We start from the raw sequence: 20,587 nt of genomic DNA on the forward strand, positions 1-20,587 counted from the left end.
ATCGATCTCCCTTACGAATGGCCGGTGTCTTTCAGTTGCGTTCGATGGCCAGCGCAACGCCCTGACCACCGCCGATGCACAGCGTGGCTAGGCCTTTTTTCGCGTCGCGGCGGATCATTTCGTGGAGCAGTGTGACCAGCACACGGCAGCCGGAAGCGCCGATAGGATGGCCGAGGGCGATGGCGCCGCCGTTGACGTTGACCTTGCTCGCATCCCAGCCCAGTTCCTGGCCGACCGACAGTGCTTGGGCGGCGAACGCCTCGTTGGCTTCGATCAGGTCCAGCTCGTCGAGCGCCCAGCCGGCCTTGTCCAGGCAGCGGCGGGTGGCTGAAACCGGCGCAATGCCCATGATCGCTGGGTCGACACCCGCATTGGCGTACGCCTTGATCGTCGCCAGCACTGGCAAGCCGAGGGCTTTGGCCTTGTCTGCGCTCATCAGCAGCACCGCGGCGGCACCGTCGTTGAGACTGGAGGCGTTGCCAGCGGTGACCGAACCGTCTTTCTTGAATGCTGGCCGGAGTTTGGCCAGTGACTCGGCTGTGGTACCGGCACGCGGTTGCTCGTCGGTGTCGAAACGCAGCGGATCACCTTTGCGCTGAGGGATTTCGATGGGCGTGATCTCGTCCTTGAAACGCCCGGCCTCGATGGCTGCAACGGCCTTCTGCTGCGATGACGCAGAAAACGCGTCCTGCGCTTCACGGCTGATCGCGTATTTGTCCACCAGATTTTCGGCCGTGATGCCCATATGGAAATCATTGAAGGCATCCCACAGGCCGTCGGTGATCATGCTGTCGACCAGTTCTGCATGGCCCATGCGCAGCCCGGTGCGCGCCTTCGGTAGCACGTAGGGTGCAACGCTCATGTTCTCCTGACCACCGGCGATGATCACCTCGGCATCGCCGCAGCGAATGGCTTGGGTCGCCAGGTGCAACGCCTTGAGGCCCGAACCACAGACCTTGTTCAGCGTGAAAGACGGCACCGCATGGGGCAGGCCGGCCTTGATCGAGGCTTGGCGAGCGGGGTTCTGGCCGGAACCCGCGGTCAGGACCTGGCCGAGGATGACTTCATCGACTTCGGCAGGGTTGAGCCCCGTCTGCTCGAGCAGGCGCTTGATCACCGCAGCACCCAGATCAGGCGCGGCGATGTTCGCCAGGCTGCCTTGAAAGGCGCCAATGGCAGTGCGGGTGGCGGCTACGATAACGACGTCTTGCATGAAAGATTCTCCAATCCGAAACGGGAAAAGCCCCGCATGCGCTGTGCGCACCACGAGGTCTTGAAACGACGCCGATCAGGCGAACTGCATTTCCGGCACGTGATCCGGGACCACCAGCTCACCGGCAGTCTTGGCGACAATCTCCTCGACGCTGACGCCCGGCGCGCGCTCCTTGAGAACAAAAGCGCCGTTCTCGATTTCCAGGTAAGCCAGATCGGTCAGCACGCGCTTGATGCAACCGGCACCAGTCAGCGGCAGGCTGCATTTGGGCAGCAACTTGGACTCGCCGTCCTTTGAAGCGTGCGTCATCAGCACGATGATGTTCTCGGCGCCGGCCACCAGATCCATGGCGCCGCCCATCCCCTTGACCAGCTTGCCGGGGATCATCCAGGAGGCGATGTTGCCCTGTACGTCGACTTCGAAAGCGCCCAGCACGGTGAGGTCGATGTGGCCGCCGCGAATCATCGCGAAGGATTCCGCCGAGTTGAAAATGGACGCGCCGACGCGTGCGGTGACGGTCTGCTTGCCGGCGTTGATCATGTCAGCGTCGAGCTCTGCCTCGGTGGGAAAGGTGCCCATGCCGAGCAGGCCGTTCTCCGATTGCAGCATCACTTCCATGCCTTCCGGCACATAGTTGGCAACCAGCGTGGGGATGCCAATGCCGAGGTTCACGTAGTAGCCGTCCTGCAGTTCACGGGCGACACGCTGGGCCATTTGTTCGCGAGAAAGTGCCATCGTCTTTACCTCTCTTGTTCTTTTGATTAGCCGCGGACGGTGCGCTTTTCGATGCGCTTTTCGAAGGTGCCGCAGATGATGCGGTCGACGTAGATTCCCGGCGTGTGGATCTGCGTGGGGTCGATCTCGCCGGGCTCGACGATCTCCTCGACCTCCACCACGGTGATCTTTCCAGCCGCTGCCGCCAGCGGATTGAAGTTCTGCGCGGTGTGGCGGTAGATCACGTTGCCGTAGCGATCGGCCTTCCAGCCTTTGACGATGGCGAAGTCGCCGGTAATGGCGTGTTCGAGGATGTGCGGACGACCGTTGAACTCGCGGACATCCTTGCCTTCGGCGATGGGCGTGCCGTAGCCGGTCGCGGTGTAGAAGGCCGGGATACCGGCACCGCCGGCGCGCATTTTTTCAGCCAGGGTGCCCTGTGGCGTCAGCTCGACTTCCAGCTCGCCGTCGAGCAGCTGCTTTTCGAACAGCGCGTTTTCACCTACATACGAGGCGATCATCTTGCAGATCTGCCGGTCTTCCAGCAGCAGGCCAAGGCCGAAGCCATCGACGCCGCAGTTGTTGGACACGACGGTCAGATCGCGCGTGCCCTTGCGCTTGATCTCGGCGATCAGGTTTTCGGGGATGCCGCACAACCCGAAGCCGCCCGCCAGAACGGTCATGCCATCCTCGAGTCCGTCGAGCGCCTCGGCGTAGGAATTCACGCGCTTGTCGAAACCAGCCATAAAGTTTTCCTTTTTGTTGTTGGAGACTTGGTCGCCCTACGGGCGACGATGCTGGCTCGAGTGTTCCTGTGATGATTGAATTTGTTAAGTTGATTTTTAAGCGCTATTGATTGATAAAGCCAAACAATACGTACCGAAACGTTGCCCGGAATCCATGACAGCCAAACAACTCCGCGCCTTTCTTGCCGTGGCCCAGACCCTGAGCTTTGCCCAGGCCTGCGAGCGGCTGCACCTGTCCCAGTCGGCGCTTAGCCTGACCATTAAGGCGTTGGAGGAAGGTTTGGGTGGCCGCTTGTTCAGCCGTACAACCCGCGCCGTGAGCCTGACACCAGAAGGCGAGGCGCTATTGCCGTTGGCGCGTCGGTTGTTGGCGGACTGGGATAATGCGGAAGACGAGTTGCGCCAGCGCTTCACGCTGAAACAGGGCAGGGTAGCGCTGGCGTCGATGCCGTCCTTCGCTGGCAATCTGTTGCCATCGGTGCTGCGCACGTTTCGGCAGCGGTATCCGTCGATCAGCGTGACCGTGCATGACGTGATTAACGAGCAAGTGATGGAAATGGTGCGCGACCGGCATGTGGAACTCGGTATCGCCTTCGAGCCCGAACCGACCACACCCTTGAGTTTCACTCCGCTCTACATGGATCGCTTCGTTGCCGTTGTGCCGGCCGACTCGCCCTTGGCTGCGCGCAAGGAGCTGGTCTGGGATGAGCTGCTCGAGCAGCCATTCATCACATTGCAACGCCCCTCCACGGTGCGCTTCATGCTCGAAGACCATCTGCGCATGCGCGGTCGCAACCTGCCGGTGCAGCTTGAAACCCATCAGTTGGCGACCGTTGGCCGCATGGTCGCGTGTGGGCTCGGGGTCAGTGCTGTGCCGGCGTTGTGCCGTGTACAAATGCTGGAAGTCGGCGCTCAGTGTGTCGGCCTGAGCGATCCGATAATCGAACGACCGGTGGGCATTCTGACCAAGCCGGGTCACGAATTGTCGGTTGCGGCGCAGGCAATCGCCGATGCGTTGCGAGCTGGGACGGATTACCCGCACGAAGCAGGCTAGACGGCCCGCGCTACTACAACGCGGACCCCACTGGTCAGCGCCGGAGCGAAAGCGTGCGGTTACCGAACGCCGACGATGTTTTACGGACGTTGTATCTCCTATGCTCAGGCTCAGCTTTATGCTTCGCAGCACCGCAAGTGGCCATGGCCCTGGACCGTGTTGACGACAGGCTCGCGACCGCCTCGTTGCGGTTTCAGCCCCCACTATAAGAAAGACAAGAGTGCCTTGCGATGGACAGTCTGCTGGATGCTAAAAGCAGGATTTTTGATCGTGCTGACCCGCATGTCGTGTCGGAGTACGTCAATCAGCATGTGGGTGCGCATTGCATTCAGCTGCCGCGCACGGGCCACCCGCAAGCCAGCCTGAGCCACTGCACCTTCGGCAAGCTCGACCTGTGCAAGCTGAGCTACGGCGGCAGCGTGCATGTCACCTCGCCAGCGCTGGAAACCATCTATCACTTGCAGCTGTTACAGCGCGGCCACTGCCTCTGGCGCGGTCGTGGCCAGGAGCACTATTTCACCCCTGGTGAGTTGCTGCTGATCAACCCGGACGATCCGGTCGACCTAACCTATTCGGATGACTGCGAGAAGTTCATCGTCAAACTGCCCGCCTCGTTTCTGGAAAAAGCCTGCGCCGAGAACCAGTGGCGTGCGCCGGGCGAGGGCATCCGGTTCACCGCCAGCCGCTACGATCTCAAGCAGCTCGAAGGGATCGAAGCCCTGCTCGGGCTAATCTGCCAGGAAGCCGAAGCCGAACACTGCGTGCCGCAGCTGCAGGAGCAGTACAGCCGTATCATCGCCTCGAAGCTGTTGTGCACCCTGGCCAACAACATCTACCGCGAGCCACTGAGCGAAAGCTGTCCCTCGTTCGGGCGCATCACCGATTACATCGATGAGCACCTGAAGAAAGACATCTCCATCGAACAGCTGGCCCAGTTGGCGAACATGAGTGCGCGCTCGCTGTACATGCTGTTCGATCGCAAGATCGGTACAACACCGAAATCCTATATTCGCCAGCGCAAGCTGGAGCAGATCCATGGCCGCCTGAGCGACCCCTCAGCCAAGGTCCGCAACATCACCGAGATCGCCATGGACTATGGCTTTCTGCATCTCGGGCGATTCTCCGAAAGCTACAAGACCACCTTTGGCGAACTGCCGTCGGACACGCTGCGTAAGCATCACTGAACTGCCGTTCGCCCCAATGAGGTTGCGCTATGAGCCGTAGCACAACGCCTGCCAGGCGATTTGATTTCACGGTGTGCTGCCGAACTCTCGCGTTGCCTGAGTGCCTATGCTGGTGGGGTGTCGGCCAGCCGCACAGTTCATTTTGCGGCCAGGGCTGGTCATAATCCCGACCAAACCACTCAGAGAGATACTGCATGCCGGGGATGGCCTCATCGAACGCACCGCTGGGAGTCGATGATCGATATCGCCTGCTGATTGATGCGGTGACCGATTATGCGATCTACATGCTCGATGTCGATGGCCGCATCGCCAGTTGGAACGCCGGCGCCAAGCGTTTCAAGGGTTACGAAGAAGCTGAAATCATCGGCGAGCACTTCTCCCGTTTTTACACCGCTGAAGACCGCGCAGCCGGCATGCCGCAGCGGACCCTGGACCAGGCAGCCGGTGGACGATTCGAAGGCGAGGGCTGGCGGGTGCGCAAGGACGGTTCGCGCTTCTGGTGTCATGTGGTGGTCGACCCGATCCGCTCGCCGGAAGGCAAGCTGATTGGTTTTGCCAAGATCACTCGCGACCTCACCGAGCGCAAGCTGGCCGAGGAATCGCTGAAACAGAGCGAGCAGCAGTTTCGCCTGCTGGTGCAGAGCGTCACTGATTACGCCATCTACATGCTGGACCCGACCGGCATCGTCACCAATTGGAACGCCGGCGCGCAACGCATCAAGGGTTATCGGCCAGAGGAGATCATCGGTCAGCATTATTCGTTGTTCTTCAGCGAGGAGGACCGCCAGAACGGCACGCCGCAACGCGGCCTCGCCACGGCATTGCGCGATGGTCGGTTCGAAAGCCAGGGTTGGCGAATCCGCAAGGATGGTTCGCGATTCTGGGCGAACGTGGTGGTCGACCCGATCCGCAGCGACACCGGCGCGTTAGTCGGATTCGCCAAGGTCACTCGCGACATCACCGAAAGTATCGAGGCGCAGCGTGCACTGGAGAAAGCGCGTGAAGCGTTGTTCCAGGCCCAGAAAATGGAATCGCTCGGCCGACTGACTGGCGGTATCGCTCACGACTTCAACAATTTGCTGATGGCGGTGGTGGGCGGGCTGGAGATCGTGCGCCGGCGTGTGGACGATGACCCAAGAGTCGTCCCTTTGCTGGATAACGCCATCCAGGGAGCGCAGCGCGGCATATCGCTGTCTCAGCGCATGCTGGCCTACGCGCGGCGGCAGGAGCTGCACCTCGAGCTGGTTGATCTCTCGGCGCTGGTGCGCGGCATGGCGGATCTGCTCCGGCAGTCGCTTGGCCCAAGGATCGAAATCGACACACGCTTTCCGCTTTCGCTCAAGCCTGTCCTGGCGGACGCCAATCAGGTCGAGCTGGCGCTACTGAATCTGGCGGTCAATGCACGGGACGCAATGCCCAACGGCGGCACCGTCACCATCTCGGCACGTGAACATCGGTTCGATAAGGATGATGGGCTTTTTGAGCCGGGCGACTATGTGTGCCTGGCGCTGACCGATGATGGCTTGGGGATGGACGAGGCGACGCTTGCACAAGCCATGGAACCGTTCTTCACCACCAAGGGTGTTGGCAAGGGCACCGGCCTTGGGCTCTCGATGGTTCACGGTCTGGCCGCGCAGTCAGGCGGGCGACTGCTGCTCAAGAGCACGAAGGGGCATGGCACGACTGCCGAGCTTTGGCTGCCCCTTGCGGTAGATGTGCCTGCGCCGACAGAAGCTGAAAGCACCCAGCTGCCTCAACCGCAATGCCTCATGGCCTTGAAGGTACTGGCGGTGGACGATGACCCGCTGGTGCTGATGACGACCGCTGCGATGCTCGAAGAGCTGGGCTGCGAGGTGATCGAGGCAGGCTCTGGCGAGCAGGCCTTGAAGGCGCTAACGCAACACCCGGTCGATCTGGTGGTGACCGACCAGGCCATGCCGCATATGACCGGTGCGCAACTCGCTGACTGCATTCGAAGCCGCTATCCACAACTGCCGGTTATTCTCGCCACCGGCTACGCCGATAAGCTTGGTGGACAGGCCGGCAGTCTTCCCAGGCTTGGCAAGCCTTTTGATATGAACGCCTTGGCCGAAAAAATCATCGCGGTCATGAGCCAGGCCTGACGGCTAGCACATCTGGCGAATCCTGATCACAACCCACAGCTGACGCAATTTCCGGGCGCCCGGCTTCATCGTCGGTGCTGCGCCTGCAAGGCCCACCGAGGGCGCAGGGCCACCTCGCACATTGTTTTGCAGAAAACGGATAAAGGTGCTGCAGGAAACGGATATTGATGCCGTCTCCCGCGCCGTAGCCTTCATCACGTAGACACAATAACAATGGAGGCCCCGGCCATGTCCCTGGGATTCGACTACCTTGATTCGCTTGTTGAAGACGACAAAGAGAAGGGCATCTTTCGCTGCAAGCGCGAGATGTTCACCGACCCTCGGTTGTTCGAACTGGAGATGAAACACATCTTCGAGGGCAACTGGCTGTATCTCGCTCACGAGAGCCAGATTCCCGAAAAGAACGACTACTACACCACCCAGATGGGTCGTCAGCCGATCTTCATTGCACGCAACAAGGAAGGCGAACTCAACGCCTTCATCAACGCCTGCAGCCATCGTGGCGCCATGCTGTGCCGTTTCAAGAGCGGCAACAAGGCGACCTATACCTGTCCATTCCATGGCTGGACGTTCAATAACTCGGGCAAGCTGCTGAAGGTCAAGGATCCGAAGGAAGCCGGCTACCCGGACAGCTTCAACTGCGACGGCTCTCATGATCTGAAGAAGATCGCCCGTTTCGAGTCCTACCGCGGCTTCCTCTTCGGCAGCCTGCGTGAAGACGTGGCGCTGCTGGAGGATTTTCTCGGCGAGTCGAAGAAGATCATCGACATGGTCGTCGACCAGTCGCCCGAAGGCATCGAAGTCCTGCGTGGGTCGTCCACCTACGTCTACGAAGGCAATTGGAAGCTGCAGGCCGAGAACGGCGCCGACGGCTATCACGTTACCGCGGTGCACTGGAACTACGCGGCCACCCAACAGCAGCGCAAGCTCAAGGAAGCGGGCGACGATATCCGCGCCATGAGTGCTGGCGGCTGGGGCAAGAAAGGCGGTGGTTTCTACTCGTTCGAGAACGGCCATCTGTTGCTCTGGACTCGCTGGGACAATCCCGAAGACCGTCCGCTGTACGCCCGCCGCGACGAGATGATCGCCGAGGTCGGCCAGGCGCGGACCGACTGGATGATCGAGAACTCCCGCAACCTCTGCCTCTACCCGAATCTGTACCTGATGGACCAGTTCGGCTCGCAGCTGCGCATCGCCAAGCCAATCTCCGTAGACAAGACCGAAGTCACCATCTACTGCATCGCGCCCAAGGGCGAGAGCGCCGAGGCGCGTGCCCGCCGCATTCGCCAGTACGAAGACTTCTTCAACGTCAGCGGCATGGCCACGCCGGATGACCTGGAAGAATTCCGCGCTTGCCAGCAGGGCTTCGCCGGCCGGGCGATGGAATGGAACGACATGTCCCGCGGGGCCAAGCACTGGATCGACGGCGCCGATGAAGGTGCGCAGGAGATCGACCTGCACCCGCAGATGAGCGGCATGCGCACGGAGGATGAAGGCCTGTTCGTGCTGCAGCATCAGTACTGGCAGCAGCAGATGATCAAGGGGCTCAAGGAAGAGCAGGACCAATTGATCCACGTGGAGGGCGCGTGATGACGCTTTCCTACGAAGCCGCGCGTGACCTCCTCTACCGCGAAGCGCGCTACCTGGATGACAAGGAGTGGGATGCCTGGCTGGAACTCTACGCGCCGGACGCCACCTTCTGGATGCCGGCCTGGGATGACCGCGACCAGCTGACCCAGGACCCGATGAGTGAAATCTCGCTGATCTGGTACGGCAACCGCAGCGGCCTGGAAGACCGCGTGTTCCGCATCCGCACCGAGCGCTCCAGCGCGACCATTCCGGACACTCGCACCAACCACAACATCAGCAACCTCGAGCTGCTCGAGCAGGCCGACGGCGTCTGCAAGCTGCGCTTCAACTGGCACACGATGAGCTTTCGCTACAAGACCGTAGATCACTTCTACGGCACCAGCTTCTACACCCTCGATACACGCGGCGAGAACCCGCTGATCAAGGCCAAGAAGGTCGTGCTGAAGAATGACTACATCCGCCAGATGATCGACGTGTACCACCTCTGAGGGCGCCGCTATGACCCACAAGATTGCATTGAACTTCGAAGACGGCGTCACTCGTTTCATCGACGCCAATATCGGCGAAACCGTAGCTGATGCGGCTTATCGTCAGGGCATCAATGTGCCGCTGGACTGCCGTGACGGCGCGTGCGGCGCCTGCAAGTGCTTCGCTGAAAGCGGCAGCTACGACCTTGGTGAGGAATACATCGAGGATGCGCTGAGCGAAGACGAAGCCGAACAGGGCTACGTACTGACCTGCCAGATGCGTGCCGAGAGCGACTGTGTGATTCGCGTGCCGGCCGCCTCGGATATCTGCAAGACCCAGCAGGCCAGCTACGAAGCCTCGATCAGCAATGTGCGCCAGCTATCCGAAAGTACCATCGCGCTGTCCATCCGGGGCGAGTCGCTGAATCAGCTGGCGTTCCTGCCGGGGCAGTACGTCAATCTGCAGGTGCCGGGCAGTGACCAGACCCGCGCCTACTCCTTCAGCTCGCTGCAGAAGGACGGCGAGGTCAGCTTCCTTATCCGCAACGTACCGGGTGGGCTGATGAGCAGTTTCCTGACCGGGCTTGCCAAGGCGGGTGACAGCGTCAATCTGGCCGGGCCATTGGGCGCTTTCTACCTGCGCGAGATCAAGCGACCGCTGTTGCTGCTGGCTGGCGGCACGGGCCTCGCGCCATTCACCGCGATGCTGGAGAAGATTGCCGAGCAGGGCAGTGACCACCCGCTGCATCTGATCTACGGCGTCACCCACGACCACGACCTGGTGGAAATGGACAAGCTCGAGGCCTTCGCCGCGCGCATACCCAATTTCACCTACAGCGCCTGCGTCGCCAGCCCAGAGAGTGCCTACCCGCAAAAAGGCTATGTGACTCAGCACATCGAGCCCCAACACCTCAACGATGGCGAGGTGGACATCTACCTCTGCGGCCCGCCGCCGATGGTCGAGGCAGTCAGCCAGTTCATTCGTGAACAGGGCCTGCAACCGGCGAACTTCTACTACGAGAAATTCGCGGCCAGCGCCTGAAAAGCTTCGTCCCGAGGGCGGGACTCCCACAAGAGCAGCAGGTGCACACGACACCTGTGGGAGGCGCGCCCTCGCGGCGAATGGGCACGAACCTCCACCCACTCCATGAGGTTGGGAAGATGAACAGGCGTTTCGAAAACAAAGTTGCGGTCATCACTGGCGCCGCCCAAGGCATCGGCCGCCGCGTGGCCGAGCGCTTCGTCGCTGAAGGCGGACGGTTGGTGGCAGTGGATCGCTCCGAGCTGGTGCACGAACTCGTCGACCAGTTGGGGCAGGGTGCCGAGGTGCTGACCCTGACCGCCGACCTCGAGCAGTTCGCCGACTGCCATCGCGTGATGGATGCGGCTAAAGAGCGTTTCGGACGCCTCGACATCCTGATCAACAATGTTGGCGGCACCATCTGGGCCAAGCCGTTCGAGCATTACCAGGAGCACGAGATCGAAGCGGAAGTCCGCCGCTCGCTGTTCCCGACGCTGTGGTGCTGTCACGCCGCCTTGCCGCACATGCTGGCGCAGGGCGCCGGCGCCATCGTCAACGTTTCCTCCATCGCTACCCGCAGCGTGAACCGCGTGCCTTATGGCGCGGCCAAGGGCGGCGTGAACGCACTGACGGCCTGCCTCGCCTTCGAGAACGCCCAGCGCGGTATTCGCGTTAACGCCACCGCACCGGGCGGTACCGAAGCGCCGCCACGACGCATCCCGCGCAACAGCGCCGAGCAGAGTGCGGACGAAAAAGTCTGGTACCAGCAGATCGTCGACCAGACCGTCGATTCAACCCTGATGAAACGCTACGGAACCATCGATGAGCAGGCTGGCGCGATCCTCTTCCTCGCCTCCGATGACGCCTCTTACATCACCGGCGTGACGCTGCCGGTCGGTGGCGGCGATCTGGGCTAGCCAGTCATTGCTTTTGTAGGAGCGAGCTTGCTCGCGATCAGCCGAAGCATCGCCGCTACAAATCGCACCGCTAGCTGCTTCAACCAGCTTTTCCACAACAAAAACAATAGAGAGTCATGCCATGCGAAAGATAGACGTACACGAAGTCATCGATAACGCCCGTTTCAGCGGGTTTCACTGGTTGGTCGTGAGCCTATGCGCATTGCTGTTGATATTCGACGGCTATGACCTGTTCATCTATGGCGTGGTACTGCCGATGATCATGAAAGAGTGGGGGCTGACGCCGCTGGAAGCCGGCGCTCTGGGCAGCTACGCGCTGTTCGGCATGATGTTCGGCGCCCTGGTATTCGGCACCCTGGCCGACCGCATCGGTCGCCGGATGGGCATCGCCATCTGCTTCGTGCTGTTCAGCGGCGCGACGGTGCTCAATGGCTTCGCCAGTACGCCAACCGAGTTCGGCATCTTTCGCTTCCTCGCTGGTCTCGGCTGCGGTGGCTTGATGCCCAATGTCGTCGCGCTGATGAACGAGTACGCGCCAAAGAAACTGCGTAGCACCCTGGTGGCGGTGATGTTCAGTGGCTATTCGTTGGGCGGGATGCTCTCCGCGGGACTGGGTATCTACATGCTGCCGCGTTTCGGCTGGGAAGCCATGTTCTTCGCCGCGGCGGTGCCGCTGCTGCTGTTGCCGGTGATCATCTGGCGCCTGCCGGAATCCGTAGGCTTCCTGGTTCGTCAGGGGCGTACCGATCAGGCGCGCGCGCTGCTCAACAAGGTCGATCCGAGTCGCCAACTGACCGCGGCCGACGAACTGGTGATGGCAGACGTCAAGGGCAAGAGCGCCTCGGTGTTGGCGCTGTTTCGCGATGGCCGTGGCGTGCGAACGGTATCGATCTGGGTGGCGTTCTTCTGCTGTCTGCTGATGGTCTACGCGCTGGGTTCCTGGCTGCCGAAGCTGATGGCCAATGCCGGTTACAGCCTGGGTTCGAGCCTGTCCTTCCTGCTTGCACTGAACTTTGGCGGCATGGCCGGCGCGATTTTTGGCGGCTGGTTGGGTGATCGCTTCAATCTGTCCAAAGTGGTGGTGGCGTTCTTCGCGGTGTCCGTGGTTTCCATCAGTCTGCTGGGCTTCAAGACACCCATGCCGGTGCTCTACACCCTGATTTTCATCGCCGGCGCCACCGTAATCGGCACCCAAATTCTGCTGTACGCAGCCGCTGCGCAGTTCTACGGCCTGTCGATCCGCTCCACCGGTCTTGGCTGGGCATCGGGCATCGGCCGCAACGGCGCGATCGTCGGTCCGCTGCTAGGTGGTGCGCTGTTGGGTATCAACCTGCCGTTGCAGCTGAACTTCATGGCGTTCGCCGTACCAGGTGTCATCGCGGCCCTGGCCATGACTGTCTTCGCCATTTCCGGCAGGCGCAGCAGTGCGGCCGCACCGGTGATGATGTCGGCGGCCAAGGCCTGATCCTTGATCTCGAAAAACTGAAAATCGGAAACCGATATGAGCCCCATCCTGATTGAAAGCATCCAGGCGATCGTCGTCGACCTGCCGACCATTCGCCCGCACAAGCTGGCCATGCACACCATGCAGAAGCAGACGCTTGTGGTGATCCGTGTCCGCTGCAGCGACGGTATCGAAGGTATCGGCGAATCCACCACCATCGGTGGGCTGGCCTACGGCAACGAGAGCCCGGAAAGCATCAAGCAGAACATCGACAGCCATCTCGGCCCGCTGCTGGTGGGTCAGGATGCGGCGAATATCAACGCAGCCATGCTGCGCCTGGACAAGGCGGCGAAGGGCAATACCTTCGCCAAGTCCGGTCTGGAAAGCGCGCTGCTCGACGCCCAGGGCAAGCGCCTCGAATTACCGGTCAGCGAGCTGCTCGGTGGCCGCGTTCGCGATAGCCTGGAAGTGGCCTGGACCCTGGCCAGTGGTAATACCGCCAAGGACATCGAGGAAGCCGAGCACATGCTCGACATCCGTCGCCATCGCATATTCAAGCTGAAGATCGGCGCCAATGAGGTGAACGCCGATCTCAAGCACGTCATCGCCATCAAGCGGGCCTTGGGCGAGCGCGCCAGCGTGCGGGTCGATGTGAACCAGTACTGGAACGAATCCCAGGCCATCCGCGCCTGCCAGATTCTCGGCGACAACGGCATCGACCTGATCGAACAGCCGATCTCGCGGATCAACCGTGGTGGACAGATCCGTCTCAACCAGCGCAGCCCCGCGCCAATCATGGCTGACGAGTCCATCGAAAGCGTCGAGGACGCCTTCAGCTTGGCGGCCGACGGCGCGGCCAGCATCTTCGCCCTGAAGATCGCCAAGAACGGCGGTCCGCGTGCCGTACTACGCACCGGGCAGATCGCCGAGGCTGCGGGCATTGCGCTGTATGGCGGCACCATGCTCGAAGGCGCCATCGGCACCCTGGCCTCGGCGCATGCGTTCGTCACCATCAACAAGCTCACCTGGGCAACCGAGCTGTTCGGCCCGCTGCTGCTCACCGAAGAAATCGTCACCGAGGCGCCTGTCTACCGCGACTTCCAACTGGAAGTGCCGCGCACGCCGGGTCTCGGCCTGACCCTGGATGAAGAGCGCCTGGCGTTCTTCAGTCGCAAGTAACCGGAGGCTGAAAAGATGCTGTTCCACGTAAAGATGATCGTAAAACTGCCGGTGGACATGGACCCTGCCAACGCCTTCAAGCTCAAGGCCGACGAGAAGGATCTGGCCCAGCGGCTGATGCGCGAGGGCAAGTGGCGCCACCTGTGGCGCATCGCCGGCCAGTACGCCAACTACAGCGTGTTCGATGTGGCCAGCGTGCAGGAGCTGCACGACACCCTGATGCAGCTGCCGCTGTTCCCTTACATGGAGATCGAGGTCAACCCGCTGTGCCGGCATCCGTCCTCGATTCGTGACAACGACAGCTGATCGACTTTCAAGAGGCCGGTGTGCCGGCAAGTTAACCCGCGTCACCACAACTACAAGATGAGGCCTGAGCCATGACTGTGAAAATCTCCCACTCCCCGGAAATTCAGCAATTCTTCAAGGAAGCCAGCGGCTTTCAGAACGACCAGGGCAGCACCCGGATGAAGACTGTGACCAATCGCATCCTGATCGACGCGGCGAAGATCATCGAAGACCTGGAAATTACCCAGGACGAGTTCTGGAAAGCCGTCGACTACATCAACCGCCTCGGTGGGCGCAATGAAGCGGGCCTGCTGGTGGCCGGGCTTGGCCTGGAGCATTTTCTTGACTTGCTCGAAGACGCCAAGGACGCTGAGGTCGGCTTGACCGGCGGTACGCCGCGTACCATCGAAGGTCCGCTCTATGTGGCCGGCGCGCCGATCACTGAAGGCGACGCGCGGATGGACGACGGCAGCGAGGACGGCGTCGCCACCGTGATGTTCCTTCACGGCCAGGTTACCGGCCCGGATGGCAAACCTTTGGCAGGCGCCACCGTGGACGTGTGGCATGCCAACACCCAGGGCAACTACTCGTATTTCGACAAGAGCCAGTCGGACTACAACCTGCGTCGTCGCATCGTCACCGATGCCGAGGGTCGTTACCGTGCCCGCAGCATCGTGCCGTCTGGCTACGGCTGCTCGCCAGATGGCCCGACCCAGGAAGTGCTGAACCAGTTGGGCCGGCATGGTCAGCGCCCGGCACACATCCATTTCTTCCTCTCGGCGCCAGGTCATCGTCACCTGACCACCCAGATCAACCTGTCCGGTGACAAGTACCTGTGGGACGACTTCGCCTACGCGACTCGTGATGGCCTGGTCGGTGACATCCACTTCAACGCCGATCCGGAAGCGGCACATGCTCGCGGCGTGCAAGGACGGTTCGCCGATGTCGAGTTCGACTTCCAGCTGCAGCAAGCACCGGCACCGCAGGCAGAGCAGCGTAGCAACCGTCCGCGAGCTTTGCAGAAAGCCTGATCGGCGCGAATTGCCGGTCGTTGGCGCAGGGTGGATGATGCTCTTTTCATCCAGCCGCTTTTTGCGGGGCGCCGGTGGTGGATGGGTGAAGCGCCATCCACCCTACGTCAGCCGCGCGGGCCGAAACCTTCACGGTCAAACCAACGTAGGGTGGATGACGCTCTTTTCATCCACCGGCTTTCTGCGGAGCGCCGGTGGTGGATGGATGAAGCGTCATCCACCCTACGCTTACGATTCAAACGCTACGACCCACAACAGGAGCGATCCGGACTCTGTCACGGATAGCCGGGCCTGACTTGCGAGGCTTCATGAATACGCTACTAAGAGATGTCTCCCTCTCCGCTGTGGTTGCAGGTTTCATCGCGACGGTGATTTCCTACGCCGGCCCGTTGGTAATCATCTTTCAGGCGGCGAAAGCGGGCGGCTTGCCACACGACGTGCTCTCATCCTGGGTCTGGACCATTTCCATCGGCAGCGGCGTACTCGGTATCGTCCTTAGTCTTCGCTACAAGGTACCGATCATCATTGCCTGGTCCGCACCGGGATCGGCATTGCTGGTGACCATGTTGCCGGACATCAGCATGAATCAGGCGGTTGGTGCCTATCTGGTATCCAGTCTGATCATCCTGCTAGTGGGCCTATCCGGCGCGTTTGACATGATCATCCGAAAGTTGCCCGCAGCGATTTCCGCCGGGATGCTGGCCGGCATCCTGTTTCGCTTCGGCACTGGCCTGTTCGTTTCGGTGAAGGAGCAACCCTGGCTGGTGCTGGCGATGTTCGGCACCTATCTGCTGTTCAAGCGGCTGATGCCGCGTTACGCGGTAATGGCGGTGTTGGTAGTCGGCGTTGCGATTGCCATTGGCAGTGGCGAACTGCGCAGCGAGGCATTGGTAGTCGGCCTAGCCATGCCGGTGTGGATAACGCCTGAGTTCAGCTGGCAGGTCATCCTCGGCGTGGCGTTTCCACTGGTGATGGTGGCACTGACCGGGCAGTTCGTGCCTGGCATGGCCGTGCTGCGCAACGACGGCTACCAGACCCCGGCGAGCCCGCTGATCAGCAGTAGCGCGCTGGGTACCTTGCTGCTCGCACCCTTCGGTTGCCATGGGTTGAACCTGGCAGCCATCACCGCGGCGATCTGCACCGGCAAGGAATCCCACGAGGACCCCAGCAAACGTTATGTCGCCGGTGTTTCCGGTGGGGTGTTCTACCTGCTGCTGGGGGTATTTGGCGCCACGCTGGTTTCCATTTTCACGGCTTTTCCCGCCGCGCTCATCGCGGCGCTGGCTGGCCTGGCGCTGTTGGCGGCCATCGGTGGTGCGCTGAGCGCGGCCATGTCGGTGCCGGAAGACCGTGAAGCGGCACTGATCACCTTTCTCGTCACCGCTTCGGGAATGTCGTTTCTCAGTTTGTCCGCAGCCTTCTGGGGACTGATCTTCGGTATCGCCGCGCACCTGCTGCTGACGCTGAAACGGGCGCCGGCACCCTTGCCCGCCAGTCCGCCCCCACGCTTGGAAGAGGAGCAACCCGCCGGCTGATTCCTCGCGGCAGCGGTTCATTTTCGCAAGCCTTTCGTCGTTCCTGCCGGCTCGTTGCGGCGGAGCGTCGTTCCCAACTGGAGCTTTGCGATTATCGGGCAGCAGCACGATAATCGCACATCGCATTCCGACAAGGCTGTCTGCCATGAACGACGAGTCCCGTTCCCGTACTGCTCCGATGGCGCCGGCCATCATCGCCTCGCCAGCCAAACGCATCGAGGCGTTGACGGGCGATCCGAACTTCATGACTTCACTGGCACGCGGCCTGGCAGTGATTCATGCGTTTCAAGAGCGCAAGCGTCATCTGACCATCGCGCAAATCAGCCACCGCACCGAGATTCCGCGGGCGGCGGTGCGCCGCTGCCTGCACACGCTGATCAAACTTGGTTACGCCACCACCGATGGGCGCACTTATTCGCTGCTGCCGAAGGTGCTGACCCTCGGCCACGCTTATCTATCATCGACTCCGCTGGCGGTCACCGCGCAGCCGATCCTCGATCGCCTCAGCGACCAGCTCCACGAAGCCTGTTCCATGGCCACACTGGAAGGTGACGAGGTGCTCTACGTCGCTCGCTCGGCTACGCCACAACGGTTGATTTCGGTCGATCTGAGCGTCGGCAGCCGATTGCCGGCGTATTGCACTTCCATGGGGCGGATCCTGCTGGCGGCGCTGGATGATGCTGCATTGGACGATTATCTGGCACACGCCGAGCTGCAGATAAAGACCAGCCGTACCCTGCATACGCCGGAGGCCATTCGTGCTTCGATTGCGGAAATTCGCCAGCAGGGCTGGGTGATCATCGATCAAGAGCTTGAGGTTGGGCTGCGATCGCTAGCCGTACCGCTGAAAGATTCCGCCGGCCAGGTATTGGCTGCCCTCAACGTCGGCACCCATGCCAGCCGGGTGACCAAGCAGGAGCTGGAAACGCGCTTTTTGCCGGTGTTGCTGGAGGCCAGCAAGGAGCTGAGCACTCGCCTGTTCCATTGATTGCAGGCCTGGAAACAACGGTGTTGACGGCGAGGTGATCAACGTAAAGGTGGGGCAGCGCACCCCGTAGGTAATTCGAGGTTGTGTTCGATAATCGCACGATGATTCGATTATCGGATTGTTCTGCCACGGCATGATGTTTAGTGTTTGTCTCAAGCGCGAGTTTGTTCGCGCACCCGGACACCAACACGAGACATGACCTATGGCCGAGCTTCTTTCTCTAAACGAGGCAATTGATCGCTTCGTCAGCAACGGCGACACCGTCGCTCTTGAAGGCTTCACCCATCTGATACCCACCGCTGCCGCTCACGAAATCATCCGTCAGGACAAGAAAGACCTGACACTGGTGCGCATGACGCCTGATCTGGTCTACGACCTGCTGATCGGTGCCGGTTGCGCGAAGAAGTTGATCTTCTCCTGGGGCGGCAATCCCGGTGTCGGCTCGCTGCACCGCCTGCGTGACGCCGTGGAAAAACAGTGGCCGCAGCCGCTGGAAATCGAAGAACACAGCCATGCCGACCTGGCCAATGCCTATGTCGCCGGTGCGTCAGGTCTGCCGTTCGCCGTGCTACGTGCCTATCTCGGTTCCGATCTGCCGAAGGTCAACCCGATGATCAAGTTCATCGATTGCCCCTTCACCGGCGAAACGCTGGCGGCTGTTCCCAGCGTGCGCCCGGACGTTACCGTGATCCACGCGCAGAAGGCCGACCGCAAGGGAAACGTATTGATTGCGGGGATTCTAGGCGTCCAGAAGGAAGCCGCGTTGGCCGCCAAACGCTGCATTGTCACCGTTGAGGAAATCGTCGACGACCTGCAGGCGCCCATGAATGCCTGCGTCCTGCCGACCTGGGCGCTGAGCGCCGTCTGCCTGGTGCCGGGCGGCGCGCATCCGTCCTATGCCCATGGCTATTACGAGCGCGACAACCGGTTCTATCAGCAGTGGGATCCGATTGCCCGCGACCGTGAAAGCTTCACCGCGTGGATTGATGATTTCATCCGCGACACCCCCGATTTCAGTGCGTTTCAGGCCAAACTGGCCGCGCAGCAGGAGGCCAAGTGATGAGCGCTCACGCCAATAACTACAGCACCAATGAAATGATGACCGTCGCTGCCTCCCGTCGGCTGGGCAATGGCAGCGTCTGCTTTGTCGGCATAGGCCTGCCGTCCAAGGCGGCCAACCTGGCACGCCTGACCCACGCACCGGAAGTCGTGCTGATCTATGAATCCGGCCCGATTGGCGCGAAGCCGTCGGTGCTGCCGCTGTCCATTGGTGATGGCGAACTGGCCGAGACCGCCGACACGGTCGTGCCGACTGGCGAGATCTTCCGCTACTGGCTACAGGGTGGCCGTATTGATGTTGGTTTCCTTGGTGCTGCGCAGGTGGACAAATACGGCAACATCAACACCACGGTGATTGGTGACTATCACCAACCGAAAGTCCGCTTGCCAGGAGCGGGCGGTGCGCCCGAAATTGCCGGGTCGGCCAAACAGGTGCTGATTATCCTCAAGCAATCGCATCGCACGTTCGTCGACAAGCTGGCGTTCATCACGTCGGTCGGTTTTGGTGAAGGCGGGGAGCATCGCAAGCAGCTCGGTCTGCCAGGCAATGGGCCGGTGGGAATCATCACCGACCTGTGCATCATGGAGCCCGAAGCGGGGTCCAACGAATTCGTGGTGACCTCGCTGCATCCGGGTGTGACTCGCGAGCAGGTGATCGAGAACACCGGCTGGGCGATTCGTTTCGCTGATGAGTTGAGCGAGACTGCAGCACCGACCGAGAACGAACTGGAGGCTCTGCGCGCCCTGGAGGCCCGTACGGCCGCAGCCCATGGACAATCTGGAGGTGACGAGTGACACGCGAAGTCTTTATCTGCGACGCCGTACGTACGCCTATCGGCCGCTTTGGCGGCGCCCTGGCCGCGGTGCGTGCCGACGATCTGGCTGCAACCCCGATCAAGGCGCTGCTGGAGCGCAACCCTAAGCTCGATCCGGCGGCCATTGAAGAGGTGTTCATGGGCAGTGCGAATCAGGCCGGCGAAGATAACCGCAACGTGGCGCGCATGGCCGCATTGCTGGCCGGGCTGCCGGAAACCGTACCGGGCGTGACGCTCAATCGCCTCTGTGCGTCGGGCATGGACGCAGTGGGCAGCGCCTTTCGGGCCATCGCCTGCGGCGAGATGGAACTGGCCATCGCTGGCGGCGTGGAGTCCATGACCCGTGCGCCTTATGTGATGGGTAAAGCCGATATGGCGTTCGGTCGCACACAAAAGATCGAGGACACCACCATCGGCTGGCGCTTCATCAACCCGAAGATGAAGGACATGTACGGCGTTGATGCCATGCCGCAGACCGCCGACAACGTTGCAGAAGAACACCAGATCAGTCGCGAGGACCAAGACGCCTTTGCCTTGCGCAGCCAGCAACGTACTGGCAAGGCGCAGGCAGCCGGGTTCTTCGCCGAGGAGATCGTTCCGGTGGTGATCAGGGGTCGCAAGGGCGACACCGTAGTGGATACCGATGAGCACCCACGAGCGGACACCACCCTTGAGGCCTTGGCTAAACTCAAGCCGATCAACGGCCCGGACAAGACAGTCACCGCGGGCAATGCCTCGGGTGTCAACGACGGTGCGGCGGCGATGATTCTCGCCAGCGCCGAAGCGGTACAGAAGTACGGTCTCAAACCGCGCGCCAAGGTACTCGGCATGGCCAGCGCCGGCGTTGCGCCGCGGGTCATGGGTTATGGGCCGGTACCAGCGGTACGCAAATTGTGTGAACGGCTGAACGTCGCCGTCAGCGACTTCGACGTGATCGAACTGAACGAAGCCTTCGCTGCTCAAGCGCTGGCGGTGACTCGTGATCTAGGTCTGGAAGACGACAGCGCCAAGGTCAATCCGCAAGGCGGCGCGATCGCCCTTGGCCATCCGCTGGGCATGAGCGGCGCGCGTCTGGTGCTCACGACCGTGCATGCGCTGGAAAAATCGGGTGGCAAGCTCGGCCTGGCGACCATGTGTGTCGGCGTTGGCCAGGGCCTGGCGCTGGCGGTCGAGCGGGTCTGAGCCTTGGCGGGATAAATGGTGGGCGAAAGAGGGCGGGCTG

19 protein-coding genes are annotated in these 20,587 nt (G+C 61.4%); 16 read left to right on the plus strand and 3 right to left on the minus strand.

The genetic code is table 11. The features are described 5' to 3' along the window. Nucleotides 1-31 precede the first annotated feature (31 nt). The 3 genes from PSTU_RS0103195 to PSTU_RS0103205 form a co-directional block, all read right to left on the minus strand. On the minus strand, nucleotides 32-1,213 hold the full coding sequence (locus tag PSTU_RS0103195; protein ID WP_019339594.1) for an acetyl-CoA C-acetyltransferase: 1,182 nt from the start codon (nucleotides 1,211-1,213) through the stop codon (nucleotides 32-34). A gap of 75 nt (nucleotides 1,214-1,288) precedes the next feature. Further along, nucleotides 1,289-1,948, minus strand: coding sequence for a CoA transferase subunit B (locus PSTU_RS0103200; protein WP_019339595.1), 660 nt, complete (start codon nucleotides 1,946-1,948; stop codon nucleotides 1,289-1,291). A gap of 26 nt (nucleotides 1,949-1,974) precedes the next feature. Beyond that, nucleotides 1,975-2,673 (minus strand): CoA transferase subunit A, encoded by a 699-nt coding sequence (locus tag PSTU_RS0103205; RefSeq protein ID WP_019339596.1) that lies wholly within the window; start codon nucleotides 2,671-2,673, stop codon nucleotides 1,975-1,977. 154 nt (nucleotides 2,674-2,827) lie between these two features. On the opposite strand from PSTU_RS0103205, the gene PSTU_RS0103210 reads away from it, so the two are divergent. The 16 genes from PSTU_RS0103210 to pcaF all read left to right on the plus strand — a co-directional run bounded on the left by PSTU_RS0103210 (nucleotide 2,828) and on the right by pcaF (nucleotide 20,547). Continuing rightward, on the plus strand, nucleotides 2,828-3,727 hold the full coding sequence (locus PSTU_RS0103210; protein ID WP_019339597.1) for a LysR family transcriptional regulator: 900 nt from the start codon (nucleotides 2,828-2,830) through the stop codon (nucleotides 3,725-3,727). A 230-nt stretch (nucleotides 3,728-3,957) separates the two neighbouring features. Continuing rightward, a complete protein-coding gene (locus tag PSTU_RS0103215) occupies nucleotides 3,958-4,911 on the plus strand; it encodes an AraC family transcriptional regulator (RefSeq protein ID WP_019339598.1) in 954 nt (317 codons plus the stop codon). 194 nt (nucleotides 4,912-5,105) lie between these two features. Further along, nucleotides 5,106-7,034 carry a PAS domain-containing sensor histidine kinase gene (locus PSTU_RS0103220; protein WP_019339599.1) on the plus strand — a complete coding sequence of 643 codons (1,929 nt, stop codon included), beginning with the start codon at nucleotides 5,106-5,108 and terminating at the stop codon, nucleotides 7,032-7,034. 228 nt (nucleotides 7,035-7,262) lie between these two features. Next, the gene (gene benA / locus PSTU_RS0103225) at nucleotides 7,263-8,624 is read left to right on the plus strand and encodes a benzoate 1,2-dioxygenase large subunit (RefSeq protein ID WP_019339600.1); all 1,362 of its coding nucleotides are present in this window, start codon (nucleotides 7,263-7,265) and stop codon (nucleotides 8,622-8,624) included. Next, complete coding sequence (benB, locus tag PSTU_RS0103230) at nucleotides 8,624-9,112, plus strand: benzoate 1,2-dioxygenase small subunit (RefSeq protein ID WP_019339601.1); 489 nt, start codon at nucleotides 8,624-8,626, stop codon at nucleotides 9,110-9,112. The genes benA and benB overlap by 1 nt, the downstream gene beginning before the upstream one ends. Before the next feature lie 10 nt (nucleotides 9,113-9,122). Then, complete coding sequence (gene benC, locus PSTU_RS0103235) at nucleotides 9,123-10,133, plus strand: benzoate 1,2-dioxygenase electron transfer component BenC (protein ID WP_019339602.1); 1,011 nt, start codon at nucleotides 9,123-9,125, stop codon at nucleotides 10,131-10,133. A 119-nt stretch (nucleotides 10,134-10,252) separates the two neighbouring features. Further along, the gene (locus PSTU_RS0103240; protein ID WP_019339603.1) at nucleotides 10,253-11,029 is read left to right on the plus strand and encodes a 1,6-dihydroxycyclohexa-2,4-diene-1-carboxylate dehydrogenase; all 777 of its coding nucleotides are present in this window, start codon (nucleotides 10,253-10,255) and stop codon (nucleotides 11,027-11,029) included. A gap of 121 nt (nucleotides 11,030-11,150) precedes the next feature. Beyond that, the gene (locus tag PSTU_RS0103245; protein WP_019339604.1) at nucleotides 11,151-12,494 is read left to right on the plus strand and encodes an MFS transporter; all 1,344 of its coding nucleotides are present in this window, start codon (nucleotides 11,151-11,153) and stop codon (nucleotides 12,492-12,494) included. A gap of 36 nt (nucleotides 12,495-12,530) precedes the next feature. After that, nucleotides 12,531-13,652 carry a muconate cycloisomerase family protein gene (locus PSTU_RS0103250; protein ID WP_019339605.1) on the plus strand — a complete coding sequence of 374 codons (1,122 nt, stop codon included), beginning with the start codon at nucleotides 12,531-12,533 and terminating at the stop codon, nucleotides 13,650-13,652. 15 nt (nucleotides 13,653-13,667) lie between these two features. Continuing rightward, nucleotides 13,668-13,958 carry a muconolactone Delta-isomerase gene (gene catC, locus PSTU_RS0103255; protein ID WP_019339606.1) on the plus strand — a complete coding sequence of 97 codons (291 nt, stop codon included), beginning with the start codon at nucleotides 13,668-13,670 and terminating at the stop codon, nucleotides 13,956-13,958. 71 nt (nucleotides 13,959-14,029) lie between these two features. Next, nucleotides 14,030-14,968: a catechol 1,2-dioxygenase gene (gene catA, locus PSTU_RS0103260; RefSeq protein WP_019339607.1), complete on the plus strand. Its 939-nt coding sequence runs from the start codon at nucleotides 14,030-14,032 to the stop codon at nucleotides 14,966-14,968. Between the two features lie 308 nt (nucleotides 14,969-15,276). After that, nucleotides 15,277-16,503, plus strand: coding sequence for a benzoate/H(+) symporter BenE family transporter (locus PSTU_RS0103265; protein WP_019339608.1), 1,227 nt, complete (start codon nucleotides 15,277-15,279; stop codon nucleotides 16,501-16,503). Between the two features lie 145 nt (nucleotides 16,504-16,648). Next, nucleotides 16,649-17,491 carry an IclR family transcriptional regulator C-terminal domain-containing protein gene (locus PSTU_RS0103270; protein WP_019339609.1) on the plus strand — a complete coding sequence of 281 codons (843 nt, stop codon included), beginning with the start codon at nucleotides 16,649-16,651 and terminating at the stop codon, nucleotides 17,489-17,491. Between the two features lie 202 nt (nucleotides 17,492-17,693). Continuing rightward, nucleotides 17,694-18,551, plus strand: coding sequence for a CoA transferase subunit A (locus PSTU_RS0103275; protein ID WP_019339610.1), 858 nt, complete (start codon nucleotides 17,694-17,696; stop codon nucleotides 18,549-18,551). Next, entirely contained in the window at nucleotides 18,551-19,345 is a 795-nt protein-coding gene (locus PSTU_RS0103280; RefSeq protein ID WP_019339611.1) for a CoA-transferase subunit beta, read from the plus strand. The genes PSTU_RS0103275 and PSTU_RS0103280 overlap by 1 nt, the downstream gene beginning before the upstream one ends. Then, nucleotides 19,342-20,547: a 3-oxoadipyl-CoA thiolase gene (gene pcaF / locus PSTU_RS0103285; RefSeq protein ID WP_019339612.1), complete on the plus strand. Its 1,206-nt coding sequence runs from the start codon at nucleotides 19,342-19,344 to the stop codon at nucleotides 20,545-20,547. The genes PSTU_RS0103280 and pcaF overlap by 4 nt, the downstream gene beginning before the upstream one ends. Nucleotides 20,548-20,587 lie beyond the last annotated feature (40 nt).

The organism is Stutzerimonas stutzeri SDM-LAC (genome assembly GCF_000235745.1).
Lineage (GTDB): Bacteria > Pseudomonadota > Gammaproteobacteria > Pseudomonadales > Pseudomonadaceae > Stutzerimonas > Stutzerimonas stutzeri_H.